The sequence below is a fragment of the Xenorhabdus hominickii genome, assembly GCF_002632725.1.
Classification (GTDB): Bacteria; Pseudomonadota; Gammaproteobacteria; order Enterobacterales; family Enterobacteriaceae; genus Xenorhabdus; species Xenorhabdus hominickii.
The window spans coordinates 73581-79099 of sequence record NZ_NJAI01000004.1; the positions used below are offsets into that span (position 1 = coordinate 73581).

Annotated in this window: 6 protein-coding genes; 4 read left to right on the forward strand and 2 right to left on the reverse strand. The window is 33.7% G+C overall.

What is annotated here, in order from left to right; translation table 11 throughout:
* Positions 1-130: IS1 family transposase (locus Xhom_RS12785; protein WP_244590775.1), on the forward strand; the 130-nt coding region annotated here is incomplete at its 5' end.
* Positions 131-747: 617 nt separating this feature from the next.
* Here the strand turns inward: Xhom_RS12785 and Xhom_RS12790 are convergent.
* Positions 748-1671 carry a DMT family transporter gene (locus Xhom_RS12790; protein WP_069315339.1) on the reverse strand — a complete coding sequence of 308 codons (924 nt, stop codon included), beginning with the start codon at positions 1669-1671 and terminating at the stop codon, positions 748-750.
* A 134-nt stretch (positions 1672-1805) separates the two neighbouring features.
* Here Xhom_RS12790 and Xhom_RS12795 point away from each other — a divergent pair, with 134 nt between their 5' ends.
* From Xhom_RS12795 to speD, 3 genes are all read left to right on the forward strand, one after another.
* Positions 1806-2699, forward strand: coding sequence for a LysR family transcriptional regulator (locus Xhom_RS12795; protein WP_232326235.1), 894 nt, complete (start codon positions 1806-1808; stop codon positions 2697-2699).
* A 308-nt stretch (positions 2700-3007) separates the two neighbouring features.
* Positions 3008-3541 (forward strand): TetR/AcrR family transcriptional regulator, encoded by a 534-nt coding sequence (locus tag Xhom_RS12800; protein WP_069315338.1) that lies wholly within the window; start codon positions 3008-3010, stop codon positions 3539-3541.
* A complete protein-coding gene (speD, locus tag Xhom_RS12805; RefSeq protein WP_069315337.1) occupies positions 3534-5057 on the forward strand; it encodes an adenosylmethionine decarboxylase in 1524 nt (507 codons plus the stop codon). Before Xhom_RS12800 ends, speD begins: the two co-directional genes overlap by 8 nt.
* A 198-nt stretch (positions 5058-5255) precedes the next feature.
* On the opposite strand, the gene Xhom_RS36580 is transcribed toward speD, so the two are convergent.
* Entirely contained in the window at positions 5256-5426 is a 171-nt protein-coding gene (locus Xhom_RS36580) for a GNAT family N-acetyltransferase (protein WP_338063739.1), read from the reverse strand.
* Between the last annotated feature and the right edge of the window lie 93 nt (positions 5427-5519).

A 5519-nucleotide genomic window follows, 5' to 3' on the forward strand; every position in this document is an offset into this window, starting at 1 on the left:
AGAGAGAACGAATTTAACTCAGCGTACTCGAGTAAAAAGACTGAATAGAAAAACTATCAGTTATTCAAAATCCGAAGAAATGCACGATAAGGTGATAGGAACTTTTATTGAGCGTGAGTACTATTTTTGATATTCAATCTAACTATTTAATACATGACCTATACCGAGTGATAATTGTGATCAATGTTGTACTTCTAGGATATTCAAAAATAGAAGGAGAGATATTTTTTAGAGATGAAAAATTTATTTTCAAAAAATATAAAATTATTAATTTATACATGGACACTTTGGCAACAACCAACAGCTAACTTTATTAATTTATAACATTATAAAAAATCCGAAAAATACAACACATATTCAGTAAATTTCAAACTTAAGTATTACTGAGATTGAATACATTTAAAAAATATAAGTGAGATGGCAAAATATAATTTTTAGACAATTTCTAGTGCAGCAGCAACAATATAAATAAGTAATATTAAAAACTTAATGATAAATCAGTGTTCCACCATTTATACTTTGATGTCCGGTGTTTTTGATAGATTGGTAACATTCAAGAAATATTAAAATAGCTTTTCACCTTTTTTATGGACACTGAAATACTTCATCATTAAAAAATGATAAAAAACTGGCAACTATTATTAATTAAAGATGATAATGAGTCTGTATATTCAATTAAAGTAGGAAAAAATCAGATGCAATCCCTGCAATGTCTCAGACTCATTGAAAAGAAACGCTCACCATCTATTAATCTTTTATTGCTCTTCTAAAAACGAGCCATTTATTGATGCTTCCTTGCCCCACGAGCACACCAACAACCGTGATCACGATACCAATAAGTTGTATCAAGCTTGGTATTTCACCCATAACGACCTGTATAGCAAGTGCAAAAATTGGGACAAAATTGAAAAATACCGCCGTTTTTCCTGCTCCTCGGATTGCAATTCCCATGTTCCAAAAGAGATAAGCAAAAGTGGAACCACCAATACCTATATAGATACAGGCTAAATGGCTTTCAAGTGTTCCTGCTGATAATGCAGGGATCGGTGACTCAACAAAAATTGCAATGAACGTTAGGATAACTGCGCCAAAAAACATCGTCCAACTTGTTGTTTCCAATGGTGTCGCATTATTGACAAATATTCGGGTTCCTACTGTATAAATCGCCCAACCAAGACTACCGGCAAAAATGATCATATCCCCCGTTGCTACCTGAACCGCACCGCTCAAAATAAACTGACCATTAGTTATCACCAAAGCAACGCCCAGCAGACTGATAACCATGCTAATCATACGTATGAATTCAGGGATCCGACGATATATAATAGCTTCCAAAATATTAGCAGAAATGGGAGTCGTTGACACAATAAGTGCAGCTGTGACTGGGCTGGAACTTTGAAGACCAACAAAAAACGCTCCATTGAATCCTGCTACTCCAATCGCACCAAGGATAATGAATGCTCGCCAATTTTGCTTCAACACCTTGCCATGAATCCCCTCTTTCCATGCTAAGAAAATGAAAATACAGATGACAGCGAAGAAGAAACGCTCAACGGAAGCTGTCCATGGTGGCAAACTTGCAAGCACAAATTTTGTTACCTGGAAATTTGATCCCCAAAAAAATGTTGCAATTAATGTCAGCACTACTGCTAATTGTGGCGTTGCTCTCATATTCGTTACCTTAATTTTTTACTTTATATGTAGATCAGACTGAGTGATTTTTGGAAAAATCATTGTGGCATCTTTCAAAATTGAAATATTTAGGCAATATTAATAATCAATTTTTCATAAATGGAAAAAGTACAGTGAAATCACTTATCTGGGATGACATTCGAATATTCTTGGCAATCGCACGCACAGGTACGATCAGTAAGGCAGCAGATTTTCTTGGTATTGGTGTAGCAACGGTATCACGAAAAATAGAACGGCTGGAAACCACCTTCGGAATACCTCTATTCCTCCGACACCAATCAGGCTATCGATTAACGGAAGATGGTATAGAACTATTGGAGAAAGCCAAAGCGATGGAGGCGACAGCGGGTTCGTTTCTACTTGAAGCTGATACACGGACAGATATAGCAGGAACTGTTCGCCTTGCAACACTCGAAACATTAGCCACCCACCTAATTATTCCAAACTTGGCAAGCCTACAAAACAGTCATCCAAATCTGAAATTGGAGATCACAACTGACATCTATTCTGTAAATCTCCACCGTCGTGATGCTGACTTAGCACTTCGAATCATCAGACCAGAGCAAGGACATGTTAATGTTCGTCAACTGGGTATATTGGGATTCGGCCTGTATGGAAGCGATTCCTATCTGGCAACTTGTCCTTCTGGCATATTTAAAGGTAAATATGACGATGCTAATTTTATTGGTTGGACACCTGAGCACTCACAGCTTCCTTCTTTCAGCTGGCTTGAACAAACCCTCAAAGGCCGCACACTATCAGTCGCAACAACATCAATTTTTACGCAAATTGCAGCGGCAAATGCAGGTCTGGGATTGGCAGTATTACCTCATATTGCAGCCAACGGCACTGGACTTACCTGCATTTCATATGATCTTGGTATAGATAAACCTATCTGGCTCGTGATCCAGTCTGATTTAGCTCATTCTCCAAGAATACGAAAAATCGCGAATTTCCTGACAGAAATTGTTTTTCAAAACCAAGATAAACTTTCAGGTCAAGTATAACCTTTTAAAAAATTGTAAGTTATGAGCTTAAAACACAGTATCAATGACATAATTAGAAATGGTATATATACAATGGATTAATAATGTAAACCCATACTATTTTAAATTTATCAAGTGGTAAAATCATTGTTATTCAATTTGTTATAAACAAAAGCAAACTCATTCAGTCAGATTTACAATCTTTTTTAACATTAAAATAACAAAAACCCAAAATTCCTTACATATATCCTCTTATTGCAAATCAGAAATATTTGACTTATATTAAATCATAAAAGCGACATCATTGTCGCTTTTATGATGAGGAAAAAATGAAATCATATAAAACGCAACAATATATTTTAAAAAAGTCACATAATATTTTTATTGATAAAGGTTATAGTAAAGCTACTATGACCGATATTGTCAATGAATGCGGGTTAAGCCGTGGTGGAGTTTATCGTTATTTTCAATCAACTAAAGAAATTTTCATCGCACTTGTTCGTCAAATAAATTCTCAGCAGTTAGATAGTGGATTTGAAAGTTTTCAGGCATTTTTAGAAAACGAAAAAAAAGATTTGTTAAATATTCGTAATACCATTAGAGTCGCTGGATACGAATTTATGATTCAGGAGTCACAAAAAGATGAAAGCCATATAGCGCAAGAAATATATGACTCCAACATTAATATCATCATACAATTAACCTCTCTTAGCAAAATACAAGCAGAGAAAATTTTTATGATTTTAGAAGGACTTACCGTAATGGCCTTAACAGGCATTTTAACCATTGAATTAATAGAGACTCATTTTAATTATATTATTGAGTTAGAAAAAAATGTAGCAAAAAGAGATAACCATGAATAATATATTAAGAACTATAAAAAGTAACATGACACTAACTCAGCCTATTGAAGTATTAGAGAATTTATTGATATATTTGTATTTAGGAAATTGCTCTTCCAATAAATTTTTATCATTAAAAAGTGGCTTACCTATCCCAATAATATCTGCATTTAAAAAAGAGTTAATAAAATTCGACTTCGCTGATAACAAAGGTACTTTTAAATTAAAACATGAAGGTATAAAACACATAAAAAATAAACTCGGGTATGAATCTGTTGATATAAATAAATATAATTCACTATCTTTGTCTGAAAAACAAAAAGAATTTGAAAGTGAACTCACAACCCTACTGGAGACAATATATCACCAACGCCCTCAAGTGAATGTCATGTTAGATCAAGCTCATGCAACGCTAGAAACCTCAATACGTCGGGTTATGTTATTACTTAAAAACCCAAGTATATTTAAGCAAAAATTTTTATTTTTGGGTGATGATGATTTAACTTCTTTAGCGTTAATGATGGCATTTAAAAAACTCGGTCACCATAGATCACAAAATATTTTCGTCAAAGATATCGACCAAAATTTATTGGAATTTATTAAATATGTATCTGGCCAAAATGATTTTTTCATTAATACTGAATACATAGATTTAAAACAGTCTAATAAATATGCGAAAGAATTCGATATTATTTTAACCGATCCACCCTATACGTTAAGTGGACTCAAACTATTTTTATCACGTGCGATTAGCTATGCAAAAAATGATAATAGTGAGATATTACTTTCATTTGGTCAAAAGAAACCCGTACAGAATAGAGAAATACAGCGTTTATTCCATGATCAAAATCTGCTTATCAAAAATATCCACCCACAATTTAATCATTATCATGGTGGTAGTATTATTAGTAATGTCAGTGACCTTTATGTGCTTTCTGTGACAAAAAATACATACTCTACAATTCCAGAGAATAGTTCTTACTCCCGCAAGATATATACTGGAGAACTTAACCCTAGAATGAAATTTTATCAATGTAAATCATGCCATAACATGATGACGATTGGATATGGTAAAAAAATATTAACAATAGAAAAATTGATAGAGACAGGCTGTAACCAATGCCATGAAAACAAATTTCAATACCGTGGGCAAGAAAAAATTAACTTACCTATTCAAAACAAGATATTTGATACCAAACAACTTGGTACTCACATTGTGATAGAAATGAAGGATTGTGATAGTAATAAATTAAAATCCATTCCTATTGTTGAAGAGATCATGCTCAATATTGCCCGTAAATGTGATCTTAATATAGTCAACCACCATTTTCATGAATTTAAACCATGGGGAGTGAGCGGTGTCATTATATTGGCCGAATCACATTTCACAATACATACATGGCCTGAATACCATTATGCAGCAATTGATTTATTTATCTGCAATAATTTTAAACATAAAAATATACTTATGACACAGTTGACCACACAACTAGATTCACAAGAGTACGAATGTAAGATATTACAGCGAGGTTTTTAGTTTTCGTATCATAATATCTTTTTTATCTTAATATAAAATAAAGAGGAAGCCCTCAAACCGATGCTTCCTCTATCTAGATTATTGCCATAAATCGTAAAAAAATCATATCAACCGACTATTAATTAAGGACATCCCCATCACATCGCAATATTGACCATTCCTTAATGCTTGCTTGCGTCGGATATCTTCAACCTCAAATCAAAATTTTGAATACAAGGCTATTGCTCTTTTATTATCACTAAACACCCCCAATGCAATTCTGATACAACCTAACCAATTAAATGCATAATCGATCGCAAACTCCATCATCTTTGAACCTACGCCCTTGCCAAAGTAGTCTGAATCAATTCCCATACCTATTTCGGTCATGTATTAAATAGTTAGTTGTTGTGATATGCTTCCCGCCTTTTAAGGGTAAAGCATGGCCAAAGCTGACGTCTATTGCCGTTATTGTCACAAATC